This window comes from Corynebacterium hindlerae (assembly GCF_014117265.1).
Taxonomy (GTDB): Bacteria; Actinomycetota; Actinomycetes; order Mycobacteriales; family Mycobacteriaceae; genus Corynebacterium; species Corynebacterium hindlerae.
In genome coordinates this window covers 928,680-947,911 of sequence record NZ_CP059833.1, presented here as the reverse complement: position 1 = coordinate 947,911, position 19,232 = coordinate 928,680, and the positions used below count along the sequence as shown (strand labels likewise).

General features: G+C 59.8%; 14 protein-coding genes. 6 read left to right on the top strand and 8 right to left on the bottom strand.

Annotation, left to right across the window (positions count from 1 at the left end):
• Window positions 1-3 precede the first annotated feature (3 nt).
• Entirely contained in the window at window positions 4-1,383 is a 1,380-nt protein-coding gene (locus tag HW450_RS04605) for an NAD(P)H-quinone dehydrogenase (protein WP_182386818.1), read from the top strand.
• Here the strand turns inward: HW450_RS04605 and HW450_RS04600 are convergent, their stop codons facing one another.
• A complete protein-coding gene (locus tag HW450_RS04600; RefSeq protein WP_182386817.1) occupies window positions 1,384-1,806 on the bottom strand; it encodes a hypothetical protein in 423 nt (140 codons plus the stop codon).
• 115 nt (window positions 1,807-1,921) lie between these two features.
• Here HW450_RS04600 and HW450_RS04595 point away from each other — a divergent pair, with 115 nt between their 5' ends.
• Window positions 1,922-5,320, top strand: a complete 3,399-nt coding sequence (locus HW450_RS04595; RefSeq protein ID WP_182386816.1) for a pyruvate carboxylase — start codon at window positions 1,922-1,924, stop codon at window positions 5,318-5,320.
• A 24-nt stretch (window positions 5,321-5,344) separates the two neighbouring features.
• Here the strand turns inward: HW450_RS04595 and HW450_RS04590 are convergent, their stop codons facing one another.
• Window positions 5,345-6,712, bottom strand: coding sequence for a short-chain fatty acyl-CoA regulator family protein (locus HW450_RS04590; RefSeq protein ID WP_182386815.1), 1,368 nt, complete (start codon window positions 6,710-6,712; stop codon window positions 5,345-5,347).
• Between the two features lie 214 nt (window positions 6,713-6,926).
• On the opposite strand from HW450_RS04590, the gene prpD reads away from it, so the two are divergent.
• The 3 genes from prpD to HW450_RS04575 are packed head-to-tail and all read left to right on the top strand — an operon-like array spanning window position 6,927 to window position 10,466.
• Window positions 6,927-8,426: a 2-methylcitrate dehydratase PrpD gene (prpD, locus tag HW450_RS04585; RefSeq protein ID WP_182386814.1), complete on the top strand. Its 1,500-nt coding sequence runs from the start codon at window positions 6,927-6,929 to the stop codon at window positions 8,424-8,426.
• Window positions 8,423-9,328 (top strand): methylisocitrate lyase, encoded by a 906-nt coding sequence (gene prpB / locus HW450_RS04580; protein ID WP_182386813.1) that lies wholly within the window; start codon window positions 8,423-8,425, stop codon window positions 9,326-9,328. Before prpD ends, prpB begins: the two co-directional genes overlap by 4 nt.
• Window positions 9,329-9,344: 16 nt before the next feature.
• Window positions 9,345-10,466 carry a bifunctional 2-methylcitrate synthase/citrate synthase gene (locus tag HW450_RS04575; RefSeq protein ID WP_182386812.1) on the top strand — a complete coding sequence of 374 codons (1,122 nt, stop codon included), beginning with the start codon at window positions 9,345-9,347 and terminating at the stop codon, window positions 10,464-10,466.
• A gap of 348 nt (window positions 10,467-10,814) precedes the next feature.
• Here the strand turns inward: HW450_RS04575 and glpK are convergent, their stop codons facing one another.
• The 4 genes from glpK to HW450_RS04555 all read right to left on the bottom strand — a co-directional run bounded on the left by glpK (window position 10,815) and on the right by HW450_RS04555 (window position 15,735).
• The gene (gene glpK, locus HW450_RS04570; RefSeq protein ID WP_182386811.1) at window positions 10,815-12,296 is read right to left on the bottom strand and encodes a glycerol kinase GlpK; all 1,482 of its coding nucleotides are present in this window, start codon (window positions 12,294-12,296) and stop codon (window positions 10,815-10,817) included.
• Between the two features lie 9 nt (window positions 12,297-12,305).
• Window positions 12,306-12,653 carry a hypothetical protein gene (locus HW450_RS04565; RefSeq protein ID WP_182386810.1) on the bottom strand — a complete coding sequence of 116 codons (348 nt, stop codon included), beginning with the start codon at window positions 12,651-12,653 and terminating at the stop codon, window positions 12,306-12,308.
• A 233-nt stretch (window positions 12,654-12,886) separates the two neighbouring features.
• A complete protein-coding gene (locus HW450_RS04560) occupies window positions 12,887-14,668 on the bottom strand; it encodes an acetyl/propionyl/methylcrotonyl-CoA carboxylase subunit alpha (RefSeq protein WP_182386809.1) in 1,782 nt (593 codons plus the stop codon).
• Between the two features lie 209 nt (window positions 14,669-14,877).
• Window positions 14,878-15,735 (bottom strand): sulfurtransferase, encoded by an 858-nt coding sequence (locus tag HW450_RS04555; RefSeq protein WP_182386808.1) that lies wholly within the window; start codon window positions 15,733-15,735, stop codon window positions 14,878-14,880.
• A gap of 241 nt (window positions 15,736-15,976) precedes the next feature.
• Between HW450_RS04555 and HW450_RS04550 the strand changes: the two genes are divergently transcribed.
• Entirely contained in the window at window positions 15,977-17,029 is a 1,053-nt protein-coding gene (locus HW450_RS04550; protein ID WP_182386807.1) for a Cj0069 family protein, read from the top strand.
• 637 nt (window positions 17,030-17,666) lie between these two features.
• On the opposite strand, the gene HW450_RS04545 is transcribed toward HW450_RS04550, so the two are convergent.
• Both HW450_RS04545 and HW450_RS04540 read right to left on the bottom strand, forming a co-directional pair.
• The gene (locus HW450_RS04545; protein ID WP_182386806.1) at window positions 17,667-18,197 is read right to left on the bottom strand and encodes a hypothetical protein; all 531 of its coding nucleotides are present in this window, start codon (window positions 18,195-18,197) and stop codon (window positions 17,667-17,669) included.
• A gap of 64 nt (window positions 18,198-18,261) precedes the next feature.
• Window positions 18,262-19,224, bottom strand: coding sequence for a lactate/malate family dehydrogenase (locus tag HW450_RS04540; protein ID WP_182386805.1), 963 nt, complete (start codon window positions 19,222-19,224; stop codon window positions 18,262-18,264).
• Between the last annotated feature and the right edge of the window lie 8 nt (window positions 19,225-19,232).

Sequence of the window (19,232 nt, the reverse complement as noted above, 5' to 3'; positions counted from 1 at the left end):
TCAGTGACCAATCGAATCGTCATTATTGGTGGTGGCCCTGCCGGCTATGAGGCAGCTCTTGCGGGAGCAAAATACGGGGCCTCTGTCACCTTGGTGGAAGACCAAGGGCTGGGCGGTTCAGCGGTCATTGTTGACTGTGTCCCATCGAAGTCCTTCATCGCAGCTACCGGCATCTTCACCGAAATCGATGGCGCTCGCGAACTGATGCACATCGATGAGATTAACCAGCGCGTGAAGGACTTGGCGCAGGCACAGTCCGCGGACATCCTGGCTCAGATGAGTCGCGCCGGGGTCCGGGTGATCAATGGTCGCGCGCGTTTCGACGACCATTCTGACAAGCAGGTCACCCACTACATCCACGTCGACCTTAACGATGGTGGCACTGAGCTGCTGGAAACTGACCTCGTTTTGATCGCGACCGGTGCGTCGCCACGCGTGCTCAAGGGCGCAGAACCAGACGGTAACCGTATTCTCAACTGGCGCCAGGTCTATGACCTCAAGGAGCTTCCCGAGCACCTCATCGTGGTCGGTTCCGGTGTGACCGGTGCGGAATTCGTCTCCGCCTACGCGCAGTTGGGTGTGAAGGTCACCATGGTTGCTTCCCGTGACCGCATCCTCCCGCATGACGACGCCGATGCTGCCGACGTCCTCGAGACGGTGCTGGCGGAAAAGGGCGTCAACCTGGAAAAGCATGCCCGTGTGGAGAAAGTGGAGTATGTTTCCGACGACACGGTAGTGGTGCGCACTTCCGATGGCCGTGAGATCGAAGGGTCTCACGTGTTGATGACCGTTGGCTCTGTCCCTAACACCGCTGACCTCGGCCTGGAGACCGTCGGTGTGGAGCTGGCTCCATCCGGTCACATCAAGGTTGACCGTGTCTCCCGCACCTCCGTCGCTGGTATTTACGCAGCTGGCGACTGCACCGACCTGTTCCCACTGGCATCTGTTGCAGCTATGCAGGGCCGCATCGCCATGTACCACGCGCTGGGCGAAGGTGTGTCCCCCATCCGCCTCAAGACCGTTGCTACTGCAGTGTTTACCCGCCCTGAGATTGCCGCGGTTGGCGTGACGCAGCAGGAAGTAGAGTCTGGTGCTGTCCGTGCCCGCAGCATTTTGCTGCCACTGGCCACCAACGCGCGCTCAAAGATGCGCGGCATCCGCCACGGCTTTGTCAAGCTGTTTTGTCGTACCGCGTCTGGCCAGGTTATCGGCGGTGTCGTGGTGGCTCCCACTGCATCTGAGTTGATTCTGCCGATCGCCGTCGCCGTGAACAACCGTCTGACGGTAGCTGATCTGGCTGGTACCTTTGCGGTCTACCCATCCTTGTCCGGGTCGATCACCGAAGCTGCCCGTCAGCTGGTGACACACGACGACCTGGACTAGCTAGCCGACTAGGCGCCATTGCGTCCCTTCCTTGGCGAATGTCAGGGGAGTGGACGCATCGCGCTTTGTTAAGGGGTCTGGGAAATCATCGGTGCACAGATCGATCTCTTCACGGGAATAGCGCTGCGTGATGACGCCGCTGTCTGAAGTTATCACGATGAAGGCATTGAGAACCTCGTCGTAGCCTTCGTCGGGCAGGTCTACAGTGCCACCTGCAGCTTGAGTCACCGTGATGGCCGGAACGTTGGGGCAGGCGATGAGCAACTGGTGTGCGTCCTCGGCGACGAGCTCACTGGCAGGAAGTGTGATGGTGGGGCCTGGTTCCGGTTTGAGGCGTGCGAGAGCGTCGTGTGGCTGACCCGAGCTACATGCGCTCAGGGTGAGGGCTGCGATCACGACGATTGCCCGGTTACATTTTGTCACCTTTCACACCCTAGTCTGCGAATCTTGTAAATGAGATTGTAAGCATGCAAGTGGTCTGGGTTACGATGGTCACACAGTGATCACTGTCACGCCAAAAATCCTGAAAGGTTAATGCATGACACCCCAGCGTTCAAGCGCCAGCTTCAATAAAGTTTTGGTGGCTAACCGCGGCGAAATTGCCGTGCGCGCGTTCCGTGCCGCCTATGAGATTGGCGCGGAAACCGTCGCCATCTTTCCCGTTGAAGACCGAAACTCTTTCCACCGCGCCTTCGCTTCCGAAGCGATCCGGGTCGGCACGGAAGGCTCTCCGGTCAAGGCATATCTCAATATCGATGAGATCCTGCGTGCTGCCAAAGAATCGGGTGCCGATGCCGTCTACCCCGGCTATGGGTTCCTGTCTGAGAACGCCCAGCTTGCTCGCGAGTGTGCAGAAAACGGCATTACCTTCATCGGCCCGACCCCAGAGGTGCTTGACCTAACCGGCGACAAATCCGCGGCTGTCACCGCTGCGCGCGAAGCTGGCTTGCCGACGCTCGATGAGTCCACTCCTTCTGCCGACGTTGATGAGTTGGTTCGTCAGGCTGAGGGCCAAACGTACCCGCTCTTTGTGAAGGCTGTTGCAGGTGGCGGTGGCCGCGGTATGCGCTTCATTCCATCGGCTGAGAAGCTGCCAGAGCTCGCTGCTGAGGCCTCCCGCGAGGCCGAGTCTGCCTTCGGTGATCCGCGCGTGTACATTGAGCGTGCTGTTATTAACCCGCAGCACATTGAGGTGCAGATCCTGGCCGATAAGTACGGCAATGTCATCCACCTGTTTGAGCGTGACTGTTCCCTGCAGCGTCGCCACCAGAAGGTTGTCGAGATCGCTCCTGCGCAGCATCTGGACCCTGAGCTGCGGGATCGCATTTGTGAAGACGCGGTGAAGTTCTGTAAGCACATCGGCTACCGAGGTGCGGGCACCGTGGAGTTCCTGGTGGACGAACAGGGAAACCACGTGTTCATCGAAATGAACCCGCGTATCCAGGTTGAGCACACCGTGACTGAGGAAGTCACGCAGGTAGACCTGGTGAAGTCTCAAATGCAGATTGCTGCTGGCGCTTCGCTGCCGGATCTCGGCCTTACCCAGGACGCGATCGAAACCCACGGGGCTGCACTGCAGTGCCGTATTACCACTGAAGACCCAGGTAACGGATTCCGCCCAGATACCGGAACGATCACCGCATACCGTAGCCCAGGCGGCGCTGGCGTGCGTCTGGACGGCGCTGCGATGCTCGGTGGCGAGATCACCGCACACTTTGACTCCATGCTGGTGAAGATGACCTGCCGTGGCGCGACTTTTGCCACCGCCGTGGCTCGCGCGCAGCGCGCCCTCAACGAGTTCCACATCTCGGGCGTCGCCACCAACATCGGATTCCTCCGCGCCCTGCTGCGCGAACCGGACTTCACGGAAAAGCGCGTTGCCACCTCCTTCATCCAAGACCACCCATGGCTGCTGTCAGCACCCCCTGCTGACGACGAGGCCGGCCGAATCTTGGACTACCTGGCCGATGTGACGGTGAACCGTCCGAACGGTGAACCACGTGTGACGGTACGGGCCGTCGATAAGCTGCCTGCACTGCCTGCCTCGATGCCAACCGGCACCCGCGATGAGCTGCTTAAACTTGGGCCCCGCGCCTTCGCCGAGCAGATCCGCGCCAAGGAAGGCCTGGCCGTTACTGACACCACCTTCCGTGACGCGCACCAATCGCTGCTGGCTACTCGTGTCCGCACCAAGGCACTTGTCGACGCCGCAGGTGCCGTCGCACGACTGACCCCTAACCTCTTCTCCGTTGAAGCCTGGGGCGGCGCCACCTACGACGTTGCCATGCGTTTCCTGCACGAAGACCCTTGGGAGCGCCTTGACCTGCTGCGTCGAGCAATGCCGAACGTGCCAATCCAGATGCTGCTGCGTGGCCGCAACACCGTCGGATACACGGCCTACCCAGATGCAGTAGCTACCGCCTTCGTTGACGAAGCCACCGCCTCGGGCGTGGACATCTTCCGCATCTTCGACGCCCTCAACGACGTCTCCCAGATGCGCCCAGCAATCGACGCCGTACTGGCCACCGATACTGCCGTGGCGGAAGTGGCGATGGCATACTCCGGAAACCTGCTGGATCCGCACGAGAAGATCTACACGCTGGACTACTACCTGCGCCTAGCCGAAGAGATCGTTGCGACCGGGGCCCACGTCCTGGCCATCAAGGATATGGCCGGCCTGCTGCGCCCGGCCGCAGCTGCGAAGCTGGTGCGCGCGCTCCGCGAACGCTTCGATCTGCCAGTCCACGTCCACACGCACGACACCGCCGGTGGCCAGCTAGCCACCTACCTGGCAGCCGCTGAAGCCGGGGCAGACATCGTGGATGTGGCGTCTGCACCACTGTCCGGCACCACCTCGCAGCCGTCCATGTCCGCGCTTGTTGCAGCGTTCGCCCACACTGAACGCGACACCGGGCTGTCCCTCAAGGCTGTCTGCGACCTGGAACCATACTGGGAAGCAGTGCGTCAGATTTACGCACCATTCGAATCCGGAACCCCTGGCCCGACCGGCCGCGTCTACCGCCACGAAATCCCCGGCGGACAGCTGTCCAACCTCCGTGCACAGGCAGTGGCGCTGGGTCTGGCGGACCGCTTCGAACTCATCGAGGATGCCTACGCGGGTGTGAACGAGATCCTGGGCCGCCCGACCAAGGTGACGCCGTCGTCAAAGGTGGTTGGCGACCTCGCCCTGCACCTGGTGGGCATGGGGGTATCCCCAGAGGAATTCGCGCGCGACCCACAGCGATTCGACATCCCTGACTCCGTCATCGGATTCCTCCGCGGTGACCTGGGGACCCCTCCAGGCGGCTGGCCGCTGCTGCGGGAACGCGCTCTGGAAGGACGCGCCCCAGCAGCAGGTGCGGTAGAAATCCCTGCCGAAGAAGCTAAGCTGCTGGATTCCCCTGGCAAGGAACGCCGCGGCGCGCTCGACCGGCTGCTCTTCCCCAAGCCAGCGGCTGAGTTCGCAGAACACCGCCGCTTGTTCGGGGATACCTCCATTCTGGAAGACCAGGAGTTCATTTACGGCCTGGTGCCAGGTCAGGAAACCACCATTCACCTTGCCAACAAGAAGGTGCTGCTCGTTCGCCTGGACGCAATCTCCGAGCCAGACGAGAAGGGCATGCGCAAGGTCATGCTCACCGTCAACGGCCAGGTGCGCCCAATGGAAGTGCGCGACCGCAATGTCGAGTCCGTGGTAGCAGCAGCAGAGAAGGCAGACCCAACCGTGGCAGGGCATGTTGCTGCACCGTTTGCTGGCGCCGTCACCGTCACCGCTAAGGTTGGTGACAAGGTCTCCGCCGGCGACCCAGTTGCGGTGATCGAGGCAATGAAGATGGAAGCGACCATCACCGCGCCTATCGACGGCGTAGTCGAGCGCCTCGTGCTGCAGCAGCCAACTAAGGTGGAAGGTGGCGACTTGCTGCTGGTCATCCAGTAACTCATTCGCCGCCATCCGGCGGGCCTACTTCGTGGCGTAGGGCACCTCTTGTGACCTGTTTTCGTTGATATCAAGAGCAAAGCCCGTCGCGGGGAAGGCCCGCTGTTTGCAATCGCTGCGCTCGCATACGCGACAGCCAGCGCCGATCCGCGTTGCCGAGTCGTCAGACAGATTCAGCCCATCGGAGTACACCAGGCGGTGGGCTTGCGAAATGTCGCACCCCAGGCCGATCGCGAAAGTGATGTTGGGGTCATGGAAACCGCCGTGGGGGCGCTCCACCGTGCGCGCGATCCACAAGTAAGTCCGGCCATCAGGCATTTGAGACACCTGACGGATGATCCGATTCGGCGTTTCAAACGCCCTATTCACAATCCACAACGGGCAGCTTCCGCCGCTGCGGGAAAAGTGGAATGACGACGCCGACTGTCGCTTGGAGATATTGCCGGCACGGTCCGTACGAACGAAAAACAGTGGCACGCCTTCCGCCCCCGGTCGCTGCAAGGTGGACAGCCGGTGGCACGTCATCTCAAAACCAGTGCCAAAGCGCTGGGACAGCACATCCAGGTCATAACGGCATTCCTCCGCAGCCTGCAGAATCTGCCCGTAGGGCATCACCACAGCCGCCGCGAAATACTGCGCCAACCCAATTCGACCCAGTGACTTCGCTTCCGGCGACGGCAGTCGCTCCGACTCGGTGAGCTCATCAAGCTGCTCAGGGAGGCAGATGAACGCCCATTGCATAGCTAGTTCAAAACACTGTTGCGCATCGGTGAGGTCAGCACCCAAGGACACAGTGCGCGATTCTGGATCGAACACGCGGCGGGACTGCTGCTCCTGATTACGGAAGATCACCCGCACATGTGCAGTGGTGTCCAGCAATTCCGCCAGCCGCATCGTTCGAAACTGTGGGCCACCCAACCGATCGGCCAGTTGCTCCGCGAGAGTGTCCAGCTCTGGGATGTGATTGCGATGCCAGTAAAAGAAGTCGCGAACATGATCGAACACATGGCGGGTCGGGTTGACCTCGGCTAGCACAGGATTGTTTCCCTGGGCCGTCGCTGCGGACAGCAATGTGAGGGCTTCCGCGATGCGGGGAAACCGGTCCGTAAATTCCTGGATTTCCTCCTGGTCGCAGGGGAAACCAGCTTGACTCATCGCGTCCCGGACAGAGGACATCAACCGGGCATTGGTGTCAGGGAGAAAATAGTCAGGGGATACCCCCAAACAGGTACTCAATGCGAGCAGCGCGCTCGTGGTGAGAGGACGCTGATCGTTTTCCAGTTGATTGATGTAACTGTGAGAGAGCTTCACCTCCTTCGCCAACGTGGCTTGGGTGATTCCCAACTTGCGACGCAGCGAGCGAATCTTTGCCCCCGCGTAGATCTTCTCCATTCTCCTCTTCCTTTCATTTTGTGGCCATGAGCTGCCAGGTACGCCAACTTTGCGGTTTGGGTGCGAAAACGGCGTAGTTATTCACACCTGCAACAAGGGGATCAACGTGCATGACCCCGGTTAGTTTGTGAGTTGTACCACATAGAAGCTGTGAGAGGCATTCGAGTGGACTCTAGCACTGACCGCACTGCTGTTGTAAGGAGAACATCGAAAAATGGAAAAACACATTGTGCGCACGCATGCTTCCGCGGAGGATTTTCCCCGCGAGGAGCATCTTGCCTCCCGGATCGCTCGAGTAGCCGTGGATCCGGTTCCAGTCACCGATGACGTTGCAGAGATGATCATCAACCGCATTATCGACAATGCGGCGGTGTCTGCGGCAGCCGTGCTGCGTAAGCCAGTGACTGTGGCGCGCCAGCAGGCGCAGGCACATCCCGTGAGTGAAGCTGGCGCCAAAGTTTTCGGCATCGACGGCACCTACAGTGCAGAGTGGGCAGCTCTGGCCAACGGGGTAGCAGTCCGAGAACTGGACTTCCATGACACCTTCCTGGCCGCTGACTACTCCCACCCCGGCGACAACATCCCGCCGATCGTAGCCGTAGCCCAGCACCGTGGCTGCACCGGTGCGCAGCTCATCCGGGCACTTGCCACCGCGTATGAGATCCAGGTGGAGCTGGTACGGGGCATCTGCCTGCACGAGCACAAGATCGACCACGTCGCTCACCTCGGCCCATCCGTCGCAGCTGGCCTTGGCACGTTGCTCGAGTTGGACGAGGACACCATCTACCAGGCCATTGGTCAGGCGCTGCACACCACCACGGCCACCCGTCAGTCCCGCAAGGGTGAGATTTCCTCATGGAAGGCATTTGCACCGGCATTCGCTGGGAAGATGGCCATCGAAGCTGTCGACCGCGCCATGCGTGGGGAAGGTGCACCGTCACCGATCTGGGAGGGCGAAGACGGCGTCATCGCCTGGTTGCTTTCCGGTCCGGAAGCCCGCTACGAGGTTCAGCTCCCCGCACCGGGCGAAGCTAAGCGTGCCATCTTGGACACCTTCACCAAGCAGCACTCCGCTGAGTACCAGTCCCAGGCCCCGATTGATTTGGCCATCAAGATGCGCGAAAAGATCAGCAACTTTGCGGACGTGGAAAAGATCGTGCTGCACACGAGCCACCACACCCACTACGTCATCGGTACCGGATCGCAGGACCCTCAGAAATTCGATCCTGACGCATCCCGCGAAACCCTCGACCACTCCATCATGTACATCTTCGCCGTCGCTCTGGAAGACGGGGAGTGGCACCACCAGCGTTCCTATGCCCCGGAACGCGCTCACCGGCCAGAAACCATCGAACTGTGGCACAAGATTTCCACGGTGGAGGACCCGGAATGGACCCGTCGCTACCACTCCACCGATCCCGCGGAAAAGGCCTTTGGTGCTCGCGCGGAAATCACCATGAAGGACGGTACCGTGATTGTGGATGAGCTCGCGATTGCCGACGCCCACCCCCTGGGTGCCCGCCCATTCGGCCGCGAGCAGTACGTGGAAAAGTTCCGCACGCTGGCAGAGGGGATCGTGTCGCCGGAGGAACAGGACCGCTTCCTTAACGCAGTACAGAACCTGGCCTCTCTCCAGGACCTCAGCGAACTGAACATCCAGCTTTCCGACGACGTCCTCGCACAGGCTGCCGAGACCCGGGCGGGGCTGCTATGAGCCGAGATCTCTTTTCCTCCGCATTGACAGCAACGGAGCGTCGTCAAGCCTTCCGTGCCGGCCTTAGCTCCGGCACCATCCAACGCCTACCTGGCGCGTTCTCCCCGCAGGTCGCTCGCCTCATCGAGGAGATCGGCTTCGAAGGGGTCTATGTCTCCGGCGCGGTGGTCGCCGCCGACCTGGCTCTGCCGGACATTGGCCTGACGACGCTCACCGAAGTGGCCACCCGTGCTCGCCAGATCACCCGCGCCACCAACCGGCCGGTGCTTGTCGACGCCGATACCGGTTTCGGCGAGCCAATGAGCGCAGCCCGCACCATCTCTGAGTTAGAAGACGCTGGTCTGGCGGGGTGCCACCTGGAAGACCAAGTCAACCCTAAACGGTGCGGACACCTGGACGGTAAAGAAGTAGTGCCGGTTGAAGAGATGGTCCGGCGCCTGGGAGCGGCGGTCTCAGCTCGCCGCGACCCAGAGTTTGTTATCTGCGCGCGTACCGACGCCGCCGGCGTCGAAGGGATTGACGCAGCGATCGAGCGCGCCAAAGCCTACGTGGACGCGGGCGCCGACATGATCTTCACGGAAGCGCTCTACACCCCGGCCGACTTCGAAAAGTTCCGGGCGGCCATCGATATCCCTCTGCTGGCGAACATGACCGAATTCGGCAAAACCGAACTCATCACCGCGCAACAGCTACAAGACATCGGCTACAACGCCGTGATCTACCCCGTGACCACCTTGCGCATCGCGATGGGAGCCGTGGAACGCGGACTGCGCCACATCGCGACGGCCGGAACCCAAACAGATCTTTTGGACGACATGCAGCACCGCTCTCGCCTCTACGAGCTGCTTCGCTACTCCGAATACAACGTATTCGACCAAAAACTATTCACCTACCAGCCCTAACTTAGGAGACCAAACCATGACTGAAATTCGCAAAGGACTCGCCGGAGTTGTCGTCGACACCACCAAAGTTTCTAAGGTTGTCCCGGAGACCAACTCCTTGACCTACCGTGGCTACCCAGTGCAGGAACTCGCCCGCTACTGCAGCTTTGAGGAAGTCGCCTACCTGCTGTGGAACGGGGAACTGCCCACCCCGGACGAGCTCACCCGGTTCTGTGTTCGGGAACGCGCGCTGCGCCGCATCGACCGTGGCCTGATTGATATGGTGCAGGCCATGCCGCTGTCCTGCCACCCCATGGACGTGCTGCGTAGCGCGATCAGCTACATCGGTTCGCAGGACCCGGAGGCCTACACCAAGGACTCCGACCACATCCGCCGCTCCTCCCTGGAACTGATGGCGAAAATCCCGACCATCATCGCCTTGGACATCCGTCGCCGGCGCGGGGAAGACTTCATCGAGCCGAGCGTGAAGAAGGGCTTCGCGCACAACTTCCTGGACATGGTCTTTGGTGAAGATGCCTTCGACCGCGCTGACATCGAAGCGTTTGATAAGTCTCTCATCCTTTACGCCGAGCATTCCTTCAACGCTTCCACCTTCACTGCACGAGTGGTCACCTCCACGATGTCTGACACTTACTCGGCAGTTACCGCAGCCATTGGCGCGCTCAAAGGCCCACTACACGGCGGTGCCAACGAAGCAGTCATGCACGCCATGCTCGAAATCGACGACCCCGAGAAGGCGCGCGAATGGGTCAACAACAAGCTCGACAACAAGGAACTGATCATGGGGTTCGGGCACCGCGTCTACAAGAACGGTGACTCTCGCGTGCCCACCATGGAAGCAGCATTCCGGGAACTCGCAGCCGCCCACAACGGCGAGAAGTGGGTGAAGATGTACGACGAAATGGCAGCAGCCATGGATGAACGCACCGGAATCAAACCAAACCTTGACTTCCCATCCGGCCCTGCGTACCACATCCTCGGCTTTGAGGTGGAGTTCTTCACCCCGATCTTTGTCATGGCCCGCATCACCGGCTGGACCGCTCACATCATTGAGCAAAACGAGTCCAACTCGCTGATCCGCCCGCTCAGCGCCTATGACGGCGAAGAGCAGCGCAAAGTTCCTGCGCAAGCAGTGTAAGGGGTCCCGCGGGGGCTATTTTAAGGGGTTGGGCTGTTTGGGGGGGCCCGAGGTTGCTGGGGCTGGCGCACGACCCCGACATTACGCCCCCGAGGTTGCTCCAAAACTGCTCTCATGAGCCCGAACTTCGGGAGGGTAATGTCGGGGCCAACGCTGCAAGCCTAGATTATGGCCAAGCCTCGTGATTATTGAGGGGAATGGGGTTATTGGGGCACTGCGGCGTGGGGGCTGGCGCACGACCCCGACATTACGCCCCCGAGGTTGCTCCAAAACTGCTCTCATGAGCCCGAACTTCGGGAGGGTAATGTCGGGGCCAACGCTCAAACAGCCCAACCCCCATCAACCGACCTAGGCTTCGAAGCTTTTGCGGACGGCGCGCTGCCAGCCGTCGAAAAGCGCGGGGTCGGCGGGGCGTGGCTGGTAGGTGACGTCTTCTTGCCACAGCGTGCGGATGTCGGAGAGCGACTTGTAGACGCCCACCGCGAGTCCGGCAGCATACGCGGCGCCGAGCGCCGTCGTTTCGGTCACTGCAGGGACCGTGACGGGTACCCCGAGCTGGTCGGCCTGGAACTGCATGAGCAGCTGGTTGCCTACCATTCCGCCGTCGGCTTTGAGCGCTGCTACTGGTAGACCGGTGTCTTGGTTCATCGCTTCGACAACCTCGCGCGTTTGATAGGCCACCGCTTCCAGGGCGGCTCGAGCGAAGTGGGCTTTGGTGTGAAACCGCGTGAGCCCCGTGATGATGCCACGGGCGTCGGGGCGCCAGTGCGGGGCGAGGAGCCCGGAGAAGGCGGGCACGATGTAGCAGCCGCCGTTGTCGGGCACCGACGCTGCTAGCTTTTCGACGTCCGCTGCCTTAGCAATCAGGCCCAAGTTATCGCGCAGCCACTGAATGAGTGATCCGGTGACCGCGATGGAGCCTTCGAGAGCGAAGACCGTGGGTTCCTTGCCCAGTTTGTAACAGACGGTGGAGATGAGCCCGTGCTCTGAGCTGCGGATGGTGGTGCCGGTGTTCATGAGCAGGAAGTTGCCGGTTCCGTAGGTGTTCTTCACTTCACCTGGTTCAAGGCAAGCCTGGCCAAAGGTAGCCGCCTGCTGATCACCCAACACACCGGCGATGGGGACACCATCAAGGTTGCCGACTTTGCGAATCTTCCCAATCACTTCCGAATTAGACACAATCTTCGGCAGCATGGCAGTCGGGATACCAAGGACCTCGCACAGCTCATGGTCCCATTGCCCGGTGGCTAGGTCCATGAGCATGGTACGGGACGCGTTGGTCACGTCGCTGACGTGGGTTCCTTTGGTCAGGTTCCAGATCAGCCAGGATTCAATGGTGCCGAAGAGCAAATCCCCGGCCTCTGCGCGTTCGCGTGTCCCGGGCACGTTGTCCAGGATCCACCGGATCTTCGGGCCGGAAAAATACGTGGATACCGGGAGCCCAGTTCGTTCAAACTGCTCCGGTTCTAGTTCGCCACAGATCTCCGCAGTCCGGGTATCTTGCCACACGATCGCGTTGTACACCGGCTTACCCGTGTGTTTATCCCACACCACCGTGGTTTCCCGCTGATTAGTGATCCCCACCGCAGCGATGTCGTCGTTGGTGTACTCGCTGCGCGCCAGCACGTCCGCCATCACGCGACGAGTGTTTGCCCAAATCTCCATCGGATCGTGCTCCACCCAGCCGGGGCGTGGAAAAATCTGCTTGTGCTCCAGCTGGGAGGTAGCGAGGGCGTGGCCGTGGTCGTCGAAAAGCATGCAGCGTGTCGACGTCGTGCCTTGGTCAATCGCGGCGACGATCGTGCGCTTGTGGGGGAGACGTGGTGCCATGTGGCTAGTTTACGGGCGCAGGTAACCGTCGATCCAGCGTTGAATTGCAGCCCGCCCCTCAGCGACGCCGTCCTTCGCCTTCTTCGGCTCCAACATCGGATCATTCGGCAGATCACGCTCCGGATCGCCCACCGGCACAACTTCCAGTTCCTTCATGTCATAGCGCGCGATAGCGACGGCGTTGACGTTGGTCTGCTCGCAAATTGCCCAGGAATAGGCCGTGTCATTCAGCCACTCTTCGCGCGCAGCGCTTATCGACGCCACAGAGCTGCCTTCCGCTTGCCGCAGCGCGATCTCGTCGTCATTTCTCAGCGGGCGGGCGTAAAAACGGCCGCCATTGACATCCATAGGTTCCATGCGTTGTCCGATCTAGAGAGGTGCTGTGTCGGATTTGGTAATGCAAAGTGACGGTTTTGTGTGTTTTCGTATCGTTTGCATTACCAAATCCGGCAAGGGGGTATCTAAAAAACCCGCACCCCTGAGAGTACAGGGATGCGGGTCTGTAGATGAAGGTGTCGGATTTGGTAATGCAGAGTGACTTTTTACTAGCTTTTTAGTCGTTTTGCTTTACCAAATCCGGCAAGGGCTGGTTACTTGATCTCCATCAGGACGGCGCCCTTGGTGACGCCCTCGCCTGCGGCTGCTGCCAGGCCGGTGACAACGCCGGACTTGTGGGCCTTCACTGGGTTTTCCATCTTCATGGCTTCGAGGACGATCACGGTGTCGCCTTCGGCAACTTCCTGGCCTTCTTCCACGTTGACCTTGATGACGGTGCCCTGCATTGGAGCGGCAACGGCGTCGCCGGAGATGGCAGCCTTGGCGCCACCTGCGCGACGCTTCTTGGCCTTCTTCTTTGCACCGCCTGCTGCGCCACCACCGATTGCGAGGTCACCTGGGAGGGCGATCTCTACGCGGCGACCGTCGATCTCAACGATGACCTTCTGAGCTGGGGTTGCTTCTTCAGCTTCCTCGGCGTCGGCTGGGTCAACGTAGGCAGGGATTGGGTTGTCCCATGCTTCTTCGATCCACTTGGTGTAGACGTCGAACTTTTCGCCGTCGCCCACGAAAGCAGGGTTTTCGACGATGTGGCGGTGGAATGGGAGAACGGTTGGCATGCCTTCGACGACGTACTCGTCCAGTGCGCGAGCAGCGCGCTGCAGAGCCTCGTCACGGGTCTCACCGAAGACGATCAGCTTAGCGAGCATGGAGTCGAACTGGCCACCGATGACGGAGCCCTCGACGATGCCGGAATCCATGCGGACACCTGGGCCGGAAGGCTCAACGTACTTGGTGATCTTGCCTGGGGCAGGCATGAAGTTGTTGCCAGCGTCTTCGCCGTTGATACGGAACTCGAAAGCGTGGCCGCGTGGGGTTGGGTCTTCCTTGATGTGGAGTTCCTTGCCTTCGGCGATGCGGAACTGCTCGCGGACCAGGTCGAGGCCGGTGGTGACCTCGGTGACTGGGTGCTCCACCTGCAGACGGGTGTTGACCTCGAGGAAGGAGATCAGTCCGTCGGAACCTACCAGGTACTCGACGGTACCTGCGCCGTAGTAGCCAGCTTCCTTACAAATAGCCTTGGCGGACTCGTGCAGGCGGGTGCGCTGCTCGTCGGTGAGGAATGGAGCTGGTGCTTCTTCAACGAGCTTCTGGAAGCGGCGCTGCAGGGAGCAGTCACGGGTACCAGCGACAACAACGTTGCCGTGCTGGTCAGCGATAACCTGGCACTCCACGTGACGTGCCTTGTCCAGGTAGCGCTCCACGAAGCACTCGCCACGGCCGAAGGCAGCAACTGCCTCACGGGTAGCGGACTCGTAGAGGTCAGCGACCTCTTCCATCTTGTAAGCAACCTTCATGCCGCGGCCACCGCCACCGAAAGCTGCCTTAATAGCGATTGGCAGGCCGTGTTCCTCAGCGAAGGCAACAACCTCGGCAGCGTCCTTGACTGGCTCCTTGGTGCCAGGAGCCATTGGTGCGTTAGCCTTCAGGGCGATGTGGCGAGCGGTGACCTTGTCGCCCAGGTCGCGGATGGACTGTGGGGATGGGCCGATCCAGGTCAGGCCGGCGTTGATGACTGCTTCTGCGAAGTCGCCGTTTTCAGAGAGGAAGCCGTAGCCAGGGTGGATGGCATCTGCGCCGGACTTCTTGGCAGCGTCGAGAATCTTGTCGAAGACGAGGTAGGACTCGGCGGAGTTCTGGCCGCCCAGTGCGAAAGCCTCATCGGCCATCGATACGAAAGGTGCATCCGCATCTGGCTCTGCGTAAACAGCGACGCTCTTGATACCTGCATCGCGTGCTGCACGGATAACGCGGATGGCAATCTCACCACGGTTCGCGATCAGAACCTTGGTGATCTTCTTGGTCTCGACGGTCACGTCTAACCCCTCCTGGAGAAAATTTTTTGCATTGAACTATTCACGCATGACATTAGTTTGTGCCTCACCCCACAGTGGGTTGGGGGTGCTGCGCGTGACACTTATTGTTACACAACATGTCACAAAATCGAACGGATTCGAGTAAACCAATGTGGGATTGCACCCCCAAGCGGGAGTAAAAAAGCCCTATACAGGGTTCAATTTCGGTGTTAGCTGTCCTTCGCGATCGGCATTCTAACCATATTGCCCCATTCCACCCATGCACCGTCGTAGTTCAACACGTTCTCAAAACCGAGCAAGTACTTCAGCGTGAACCAGCTGTGGGAGGAACGCTCCCCCTCATGGCAGTACACGATCGTCTGAGCGCTCGGATCTAAGTCCGAGTACATGGCGTCCAATTCCTTTCGGGAACGGAAAAAGTTATTCGCCATCACGTTGCCGTCGCACGGGATGTTCAGCGCTGAAGGAATATGGCCGAGCCGAATAGCGGCGTGGGACAGCCACGATTCCTCACCGCGGTACTCTGCGGGGGTACGGGCGTCGATAAGCGCGCCCTTATCGACGGCTGCCTGCACGTCGCCCACAAATGCACGCAGGGCGCTTTCGGAAGCGGTGGGGACAGGGTAGCGGCTGGCGGGGTAGTTCGGCACGTCATAGGACGTGTCGCGTTCTTCCGACATCCACGCGTCACGGCCGCCGTCAAGTAAGCGAACATCTGGGTGCCCGTACATCTCAAAGATCCAGAAAGTGTACGCGGCCCACCAATTGTGTTTGTCGCCGTAAATCACGACTGTGTCATCGTGGGCAATGCCCTTTCCGTCCATTAATGCCGCGAAAGCTTCTGGCGAAATGAAATCGCGGGTGAGGGGATCGTTGAGGTCCTTGTGCCAGTCGATACGGACCGCACCCGGGATGTGGCCGATGTTGTACAGAAGAGCATCCTCGTCGGACTCCACCACCTTGAGACCTTTGGAACCAAGTTGTGCGGACAACCATTGCGGCGAGACTAACCGCTCAGGATGGGCGTATTCGGAAAACTTAGGGTTCGGGTCTAGAGGCACTGCCATGGGGGCACCCTTTCACATTGTTAGCGCGAATTCTTAAGACACCACCTTAGCGCGCATTTCCTGTGGTGATCACGGTATCGGCGCGAATGTGTCGGTAGTGACACCATTGGCGCTGTGGTCTTGCGCACCATATGGCGATTGTGACTGCACACCTCAACACATAAAGATAAGATTTTTCTTAATCAGGCTCGTACACCCACTGGCCTGCGGATACCACCACACATTCTTTGAGGAGAATCGTATGAAAAAAGCAATTGTCGTATTCGAAGTAGAGGGCGGATCTGACAAGCAGATTAATGGCCACCGCAAGGACACCATGCCAATCGTCGAGGCAATCCAGGAGCTCGGCTGGAAGTCTGAGGTTGTGTACTACCGCCCAGAGTGGTCCGAAAAGCTTTTTGAATACGTCTCCGAGAACTTCGACGCTTACATCTCCCGTGTTAACCCAGGTAACATCCCTGGTGGTGAAAAGGGTTACTTCGACCTGCTCACCAGGCTGTCCGAGGCCGGGCTCGTCGGCATGTCCACCCCGTACGAGATGATGGCATACGGCGCCAAGGATGCCCTGGTCAAGCTCAACGACACCTCCCTGGTGCCAGCCGACACCGCTGCGTACTACGACGTCGAGACCTTCCACAACACCTTCCCAACCTCCCTCTCCTACGGCGAGCGCGTCCTCAAGCAGAACCGTGGCTCCACCGGTGAAGGTATCTGGCGCGTTCAGATCGAGGACAAGTCCCTCGAGGTCACCCCAGGTACTGCGCTGCCACTGGATACCAAGCTGCGGTGCACGGAGGCAGTGGACAACCACACCGAAATCCGCGAGCTCGGCGAGTTCATGGACTTCTGCGACCAGTACATCATCGGCGACAACGGCATGCTCGTGGACATGCGCTTCATGCCACGCATCGTCGAAGGTGAAATCCGTATTCTGCTCGTTGGCCCACACCCAGTCTTCGTGGTCCACAAGAAGCCAGCTGCAGGTGGCGACAACTTCTCCGCAACCCTGTTCTCCGGCGCAAAGTACACCTACGACAAGCCAGAAGCATGGCAAGAGCTCATCGACATGTTCGCTGAAGCCCGCCCTGTGATCGCAGAAAAGCTCGGTGGCGACAACATCCCGCTGATCTGGACCGCAGACTTCATGCTTGCCGACGGCGAGAACGGCGAAGACACCTACGTGCTCGGCGAAATCAACTGCTCCTGCGTCGGCTTCACCTCTGAGCTCGACATGGGCATCCAGGAAATGGTTGCCAAGGAAGCAACGTCTCGCGTAGAGAAGAAGTTCGCGTAAGTTTTCATACGCAAGAAAGGGCCCGCATCCGGGCCCTTTCTTGGTGTCTGCGGGTTAAGGGACAAAATGCGTGCCTGGCCGGCGTGTTGTTACTTTACCCCTGGGGGCTTTGATCACGGCCCCCTGAAGTTTCTTACTAAAACCCGGGAAGCATTTCCCGGATCTTGGGCCCAAAACAGTGAAATAGCAGGTGTGAAGCCTAAAAAATCACCGAAGCCCGGGGAACGCTTCCCGGGTTTTGCGGGGTTACGTAACACAAGGGTGCGAACCTGCGGTTCAGACTCCATCGGGAGATACCTCACGAGCCTGCAGCATAAGCATGGAAGGCCCGAAAAATTCGCCGCGTGTGTGAGATCAGCTTTGGTTTTGGTGGTGCCGTTGTTTTTGCTTTTGTCCCAGGCAGACGGGGCATCAGGTCGGTTTTTGGTCACCGGAGTAAGGCAGCCGCGCCTGCTAGCAGAAACAATAAACAGCACCTGTTTACATGCCCTGACCTGGCTTTACTGTGGAATTCAGACACACATTTTGCCCCTTAACCCAAAATTTGCCCCACGTTAGGAAAACCTAGATCCCAGCGACCTGGGAGTTTGCGGTATCGAGTTTGCTAACGTGGGGCGGTTTACCCAGGGAAGTGAGCCTAAATCGTGAACGAATTGTCTCCGATGCCACAAACGGTTGATTCGTCTGGCTCTACCCGGCAGCTTGCATCGCCAAGGGTGAGCTTGTAGCCGGGATCCAGGTGGTGGCCCTCGGTGCGGGGAGCGAGGATCGCGCCGTTAACCTGACGTGGGCCAGCGAGTTCTCCGGCGGTGACGCCAACGGCGTTGAATTCGCCATCTTCGAAGGAACACATGATGAATTGCCGATCGTCTCCCGGCACAGTGGTGTGCTCAGGAGAGATGTAGCAGTAGTTGCCGCGCGGGGTGAAGAACTCGAAACCTGTTCCGTCCCAGGTGTCTCGATAGGTGTCATGATCTGCCTCGATCGGGCCCGGATCCACTGCTGGGGGAAGGGAAGACAGCGGAGGCAGGGAGGACATGGGGTCAACAGCAGAAGCGGATGCGCTGGAAGCGACAGCGAATGTGGCAGCGCCAACAGCGGTGAGAACGCGGCGTTGAACTTTAGCCGAGAGCATGAGGTCTCCTTTCAGGGTGGACTTGAGACTCATGCTATCGAGCACAAAATGGCAATAGGTTGCGTTTAGATTGGGGAATTGCAACAAATTGACAACGCTAATCAGTGCAGCCGGCGCTATTCATTGCTGCCCGAATGTCGGCAGCAGAGCGTCGTAAAGCCTGCTCTTCCCACTCGGACAGTGGGATTTCGAAGCGACGGAGCGCGCCCGCGGCGCCGATGAGCGTCGGTACCGAGAGGGCAATGTTGTCGAGGCCGTATTCGCCACGCAGTGTGGTGCATGCGGGGAAGATGGCGCGCTCGTCGAGGAGGACGGCCCTGGCCATCGTGATCGCGGACTGTGCGACACCCGCGTTGGTCCAGCCCTTTGCGTTAAACACTTCGTAGGCGGCGTCCACCACCGCGAGCGCGAGTTCGTCCGGGTCGAGCGAGACCCCGAAGTGACGTTCCAACTCCGCCGCGGGAATACCGGCCACCGACAGGTGAGAAAGGACAGGGAAGGCGGAGAGGCCGTGCTCGCCCATCATGTAGCCAGACACGGACAGTGGGGATACCCCCAGCCGGTCAGCGACGATACGACGCAACCGCGCAGAATCGAGCATTGTTCCGGTGCCGAAAATCCGCCCCTTCGGATAATCGAACTCGTTTTCCGCGATGTACACCATGGTGTCCAGCGGATTGGTGATCATGATGATGATAGCGTCGCGGGTGTGGGCGGTGATACCGGCCATCACCTCGCGAATCACGCCGGCATTGTGCGGGGCGAGCGCCGCCCGGTCCGGCTTCGAATTCCCCGGCTCGGCAATCATGGACGGCCCGGCCGCCACAATGATGATGTCAGCGTCGGCGCAGTCGGCGTAGTCACCGGCACGCACGCTTACCGACGCCATAGAGTGCAACGCCGTTGCCTGGTGCTGATCCAGAGCCTCACCATGTGCCACCCCCGCATCAGCATCAATCGTAACGATGCTGCCGAAAAGCTGGGTTTTCATGGCGTCGGCCAGGACGTAGGAACCCACGTGGCCCAGGCCGACAATGACTAGTTTGTGTGGAGAGAACATGCTCTCCA